7 protein-coding genes and 1 pseudogene are annotated in these 5,746 nt (G+C 71.8%); 5 read left to right on the top strand and 3 right to left on the bottom strand.

Features of this window, described 5'->3' with window-relative positions; translation table 11 throughout:
- From VN520_RS09845 to VN520_RS09855, 3 genes and pseudogenes are all read left to right on the top strand, one after another.
- Positions 1–178, top strand: a pseudogene (locus VN520_RS09845) (glycosyltransferase family protein); the annotation flags it as partial.
- Between the two features lie 52 nt (positions 179–230).
- On the top strand, positions 231–962 hold the full coding sequence (locus tag VN520_RS09850; protein ID WP_325746486.1) for a class I SAM-dependent methyltransferase: 732 nt from the start codon (positions 231–233) through the stop codon (positions 960–962).
- Entirely contained in the window at positions 959–2,047 is a 1,089-nt protein-coding gene (locus tag VN520_RS09855) for a prenyltransferase (protein WP_325746487.1), read from the top strand. The genes VN520_RS09850 and VN520_RS09855 overlap by 4 nt, the downstream gene beginning before the upstream one ends.
- Here VN520_RS09855 and VN520_RS09860 read toward each other — a convergent pair.
- Positions 2,044–2,337: a hypothetical protein gene (locus VN520_RS09860; RefSeq protein WP_145801792.1), complete on the bottom strand. Its 294-nt coding sequence runs from the start codon at positions 2,335–2,337 to the stop codon at positions 2,044–2,046. The genes VN520_RS09855 and VN520_RS09860 overlap by 4 nt on opposite strands.
- Before the next feature lie 140 nt (positions 2,338–2,477).
- On the opposite strand from VN520_RS09860, the gene VN520_RS09865 reads away from it, so the two are divergent.
- Positions 2,478–3,032: a hypothetical protein gene (locus tag VN520_RS09865; protein WP_325746488.1), complete on the top strand. Its 555-nt coding sequence runs from the start codon at positions 2,478–2,480 to the stop codon at positions 3,030–3,032.
- Between the two features lie 41 nt (positions 3,033–3,073).
- The gene (locus VN520_RS09870; protein ID WP_325746489.1) at positions 3,074–3,853 is read left to right on the top strand and encodes a maleylpyruvate isomerase family mycothiol-dependent enzyme; all 780 of its coding nucleotides are present in this window, start codon (positions 3,074–3,076) and stop codon (positions 3,851–3,853) included.
- 70 nt (positions 3,854–3,923) lie between these two features.
- Here VN520_RS09870 and VN520_RS09875 read toward each other — a convergent pair whose 3' ends face one another.
- Both VN520_RS09875 and VN520_RS09880 read right to left on the bottom strand, forming a co-directional pair.
- Positions 3,924–4,745, bottom strand: coding sequence for a hypothetical protein (locus VN520_RS09875; RefSeq protein WP_325746490.1), 822 nt, complete (start codon positions 4,743–4,745; stop codon positions 3,924–3,926).
- 186 nt (positions 4,746–4,931) lie between these two features.
- The coding region (locus tag VN520_RS09880; RefSeq protein ID WP_325746491.1) for an N-acetylmuramoyl-L-alanine amidase at positions 4,932–5,746 on the bottom strand (815 nt) is incomplete at its 5' end.

Here is a 5,746-nt window from a genome sequence, read left to right on the forward strand (position 1 = left end):
CGACGCGGGGGCACTGGCCGCCGCTCTGGGCCGGCTCCTCGGCGACAGCGGCCTGCGGGCCCGCCTCGGCCGGGCCGGCCGCGCCCGGGTGCTGGCCAACTTCACCTGGGCCAAGGCCGCCCTCGGCACCGTCGAGCTGTACCGTCAGTCGATCGCCGCCCGGGGAGCCCGCAGGTGAGCGCCCCCGCGGCAACCGGAACCCGTACCTCCGACCTCGAAGGCAGGCCCCTGTGCTGACCGTCGACTTCACCCGCTTCCCGCTCGCCGCAGGCGACCGGGTGCTCGACCTGGGCTGCGGCGCCGGCCGGCACGCCTTCGAGTGCTACCGGCGCGGCGCCCAGGTGGTGGCCCTCGACCGGAACGCCGAGGAGATCCGCGAGGTCGCGAAGTGGTTCGCCGCGATGAAGGAGGCCGGTGAGGCGCCCGCGGGCGCGACGGCCACCGCGATGGAGGGCGACGCGCTCAACCTGCCGTTCCCCGACGCGTCCTTCGACGTCGTGATCATCTCCGAGGTCATGGAGCACATCCCCGACGACAAGGGCGTGCTCGCCGAGATGGTCCGCGTGCTGAAGCCCGGCGGCCGGATCGCGATCACCGTGCCCCGCTACGGCCCCGAGAAGGTCTGCTGGACGCTCTCCGACGCGTACCACGAGGTCGAGGGCGGCCACATCCGCATCTACAAGGCCGACGAACTCCTCGGCAGGATCCGGGAAGCCGGACTCAAGCCCTACGGCACCCACCACGCGCACGCCCTGCACAGCCCCTACTGGTGGCTGAAGTGCGCCTTCGGGGTCGACAACGACAAGGCGCTCCCCGTGCGCGCCTACCACAAGCTGCTGGTCTGGGACATCATGAAGAAGCCCATGGCCACCCGGGTCGCCGAGCAGCTCCTCAACCCGGTCGTCGGCAAGAGCTTCGTGGCGTACGCGACCAAGCCGCACCTGCCGAAGGCCGAGGCGTGAGCACGCCGGAGCAGACCGAACACCTCGTCCTGCCGGGCGTCCTCACCGCCGAACAGGCCGTCGAGACCGTGGCCGCCCTGCTCGCCGTGCAGCGCGAGGACGGGGCGCTGCCCTGGTTCCGCGGCCACCACCTCGACCCGTGGGACCACACCGAGGCCGCGATGGCGCTGGACGCGGCCGGTGAGCACGAGGCCGCCGCCCGCGCTTACGCATGGCTGGCCCGCCACCAGAACGAGGACGGCTCCTGGTACGCCGCCTACCACGACGGTGACCCCGGCAAGCCGACCGACCTGGGACGCGAGACCAACTTCTGCGCCTACGTGGCGGTCGGCGTCTGGCACCACTACCTCGCCACCGGCGACGACGCCTTCGTCGACCGGATGTGGCCGACGGTCTACGCGGCGATCGAATTCGTGCTGCGGCTCCAGCAGCCCGGCGGCCAGATCGGCTGGAAGCGCGAGGCCGACGGCACCCCTGTCACCGACGCCCTGCTGACCGGCTCCTCCTCCGTGTACCAGGCGCTGCGCTGCGCGCTGGCGCTGGCCGAACAGCGCGAGGAGGCCCAGCCGGACTGGGAACTGGCGGCCGGTGCGCTCGGCCACGCGATCCGCAGCCACCCGGAGCGCTTCCTGGACAAGAGCCGCTACTCGATGGACTGGTACTACCCGGTCCTCGGCGGCGCGGTCACCGGGCCCGACGCGACACGGCGCATCCAGGACGGCTGGGACAGCTTCGTGGTCCCCGGCCTCGGCGTGCGCTGCGTGCTCCCCAACCCGTGGGTGACGGGCGGCGAGAGCTGCGAACTGGCCCTGGCGCTCTGGGTGACGGGGGAGTCGGACCGCGCACTGGAGATCCTGCAGTCCGTCCAGCACCTGCGGGCCGAGGGCGGCCTCTACTGGACGGGATACGTCTTCGAGGGCGAACGGGCCGTGTGGCCGGAGGAACTCACCACCTGGACGGCCGGATCACTGCTGCTCGCGGTGGCCGCGCTCGGGGGGGACGAGGCGACCACCGCGGTCTTCAGCGGCGAACGGCTGCCGACGGGACTGGAGCCCGACTGCTGCCGTGAGAGGCCGGTCCGCTAGAAGCGGCGGACCCGGCCCGCCACGGCGTGACCGATGAACAGATAGACGACCGCGGCCAGTCCGTAACCGGTCACGACGCGCGCCCACGCTTCATCGAAGGTGAACAGGTCGTACGACCAGCCGGCCAGCCAGTGGGCGGAGTCCTGGACCCACTGGACCAGGTCGTTGCCCCGGTTGGCGTCGAGCAGGTACATCAGGATCCACAGAATGATGATGAAGGCCATGATGTCCGCGACGACGGCTATGACACGTGCAGCGGTACTGCTTCCTGTGCCTGTTCTGGGAGACATGCTCTCCGGATTGCCGCTCCACCGTGAGTGAAACCCGTACGGAGTGCACCGGGTGGCGGGCCGTCCCCGCACGGGTGAGCCTGGCGGAGAGTGCCGGACCACGGCACCCACCGTGAGAATCCCGGCCAGGGAGGCCCGTCGTGCCCCGATCCGTACCGCTCCACCGGCTCCTCGTGGCGCTGCTGCTGTCCTGCACCGTGCTGGCGGGGACCACGGCCTGCGGCGGGGACGACGGCACCCGGGCGTCGAGCAGCTCCGCGAGTCCGAGCCCCACGACGTCCGCGCAGAAGCAGAAGTGGGCCAAGACGAGGTTCGTGGCCAACGCGGGCCTGGCGGCAGGGGCGACGTACCAGTGGATCGTGAAGCCGTACAGGGCCGGGAAGTTCAAGAAGGGCGCGAACGGGCGGACCGTCGCCATGGTCAAGGCGGGAGTCGCCGGTGTGTTCGCGTACAACCGGCTCCAGGCCGCGGCGGACAACGCCAAGGGCGACCCGCTCCTGTCGAAGGCCGTCGCACCCCTGACCGCCGGGATCGACTCGCTCAAGGACGTGGCGACCAGGATGGGCAAGGGGCAGACGGGCGCCGGTGACGTGGATGCCTTCGAGAGCGTCATCGACAGCGTCAAGGACGCGGGCAGGAGCGCGGGCGCCGAGGTGGTGGACAAGGTCCCCTCGACCTCGCAGCTGGGCGGATAACCGGCTGGGGAAAGCGGCGTGTCCCCCGTAGTGTGCGAGGGATGACCCTCCTGACGTACACGCGCTACTGCGACGAAATCCTTGCCGAGACAGGCCGGTTGGCGGAACTGGTCAAGGACGCGGACCTGACCCGACGCGTCCCGGGCTGCCCGGACTGGAACCTGCGCGAGCTCGTCCTCCACGTCGGCAGGGCGCACCGCTGGGCCGGTGAGATCACCCGCCGCCGGGCGGCCGAAGAGATACCCGGAGCCCAGGTCCCGGGTTCCGGCGGCCCGGCCGGTGACGACCCGGCCGCTCTGGCGCAATGGCTGACCGCGGGCGCCGCCACCGCCGTCGACGCCCTGCGTGAGGCGGGCCCGGACACCGAGGTGTGGACCTGGGGATGGGAACGCCGTACCGCCTTCTGGGCCCGGCGCATGACCCACGAGACCGTCGTCCACCGGGGGGACGCGTTCCTCGCCGCGGGGGCGGCATTCGAGGTGGCGCCCGACCTGGCCGCCGACACGATCACCGAATGGCTGGAGATCGTCGCCTTCGTCCAGGCGCAGGGAGACCCGGAAGCAGCACAACTGCGCGGTGACGGAAGGTCCTTGCACCTGCACGCCACGGATGTGCCGGGGGCGGAGTGGCTGATCGGCCTCGGTGAGGACGGCTTCACCTGGCGCCACGCCCACGAGAAGGCGACCGTGGCGCTCCGGGGCCCGCTGACCGAACTGATGCTGGCCTTCAACCGCAGGCAGGAACCGGACGAGGGCGGACTGGAGGTCCTGGGAGACCGGGAGCTCCTGGACTTCTGGCTGGAGCGGACGTCCTTCGGCTGAGGACCGGCCGCCACGCACACGACAGCGGCCCCCGCCCTTCCGGGCGGGGGCCGCCGAGGCGTGCGCGGGCTCAGCCGCGCTGGATGCCCGTGGTGTCCTGGAGGACGCCACGACGGCCGTCCTGCGTCTGGGCGATGAGCCCGGGGCCACGCTGCTCGACCGCGAGGTACCACGTACCGGGCGCGAGTTCGGCGATCGGGTTGGGGGAGCCGTCCTCGCCGTACAGCGGACGGGCCACCGGCACCGCGAACCAGAAGGGCGTGAAGTCACCGGCCGGTGCCGGCGCCCCACCGCCCTGCGAGGCCTGCTGCGCCGCCTGCTGGTGGTGCTCCGGCTGACCGGGGCCGGGCTGGGCGCCGTACGGCTGGGGCTGGCCGGGCTGGGCGCCGAACTGCTGGCCACCGGGGTAGCCGTAGCCCTGGCCGGGCTGCTGGCCGTAGGCGGGCTGCACCTGCGCCGGGCGCGGCGCGCCCAGGAGCGGGGCCTTGAGCGCGGGAACCAGCGGAGTGGCCACGGCGCCGGCGGCCAGCACGAGCGCCGCGAGCAGTCCGAGGATCAGGCCGGCGCCGGCGTCACCGGCGTCGATGATCGTCCAGAACATGGTCCACAGGGCGTACACGGTGAACGCGGCGCCGAACTGGCCGAGTTCGAAACCGGCGACCTTGCGGCCCGGCAGCGCACGGCTGACGATCAGCAGCGCGGCGCCGATGATGCCGGCCAGGTAGATGCCCATCAGGACGGACAGCGAGTCCCAGGCGTTCGCGCTGTAGCCCGAGCAGTCCACGCCCGAGGGGCACTCGTAGCCGGAGAGGTCGAGGAAAGAGGCGATGAACAGCACGACCGCTGCTCCGATCACCACGCCGTCGCCTCGAGTGAGGGAGCGGATATTCACGTGAAGGTCCTTAGTCGGTCGTCTCGTCGGGGCGGTCGTCGATGCCGCCTGAACGGCGGGTACGGAACGGAGCTCGGGGGCGGCCCCCCATCGTACGGATGAATCTATCGTCTGCTCGGCCGGGTTGTGATGCTGCCCGGACCCCGGACCGGCCATCCCTCCGGGGCCGCCGCCCTCCCCGCGGAACTACCTCTTCAGATAGCTGCTGATGCCGTCGGCGATCCCGAGAGCCGCCTTCTGGCGCCAGCCCGCGCTGGTGAGCAGGGCGGCGTCCGACGGATCACGCATGTTGCCGCACTCGACGAACACTTTGGGCACGGTCGACAGATTCAGGCCGCCGAGATCATCACGGGTGTCCAGCCCGGTGCCGCCGCCGATGTAGTTGGAAGGGGTGCTTCCGGTAACGCGTACGAAATTCCCGGCAATCCGTTCCCCCAGTTCACGCGAAGGGGCCACGATCTTCGCGGTGTCCGCTCCGCCTCCGCTCACCGCTGCGGGGAGAATGACGTGGAATCCCCGGTTCCCGGTCGCGGAACCGTCCGCGTGCACCGAGACGGCCGCGTCGGCCCGCTCCTCGTTGCCGATCCGCGCCCGCTCGTCGACGCACGGGCCGAAGGCGCGGTCGCCGTCCTGGGTGAGGACGACCTTCGCCCCCTGTGCCTCCAGCAGCGTGCGCAGCCGGCGCGAGACATCGAGGGTGAAGCGGGCTTCGGCGTAACCCGAGTCGGTGGCCGTGCCCGTGGTGTCGCACTCCTTGCGCCCCGTGCCGAAGTCCACCTGGCTGTTGATCTCCCGGGTGTGGTCACGGTTACCCGGATTGTGCCCCGGGTCGATCACCACGGTGCGGCCCGAAAGCGGGCCCCTGGGCAGGGTTTTCGCGGAGGCTGCCCCGGCGGACGGGCTCGCCGCCGGAGCCGACGGCGGCCGGGGCGAGGGGGCGGAGGACGGTGCGGACGAAGCCGGGCGGGACGCGGCCCCCGGTCCGGCGCCGGTACCCGGCC

The organism is Streptomyces sp. (assembly GCF_035563135.1).
GTDB lineage: Bacteria > Actinomycetota > Actinomycetes > Streptomycetales > Streptomycetaceae > Streptomyces.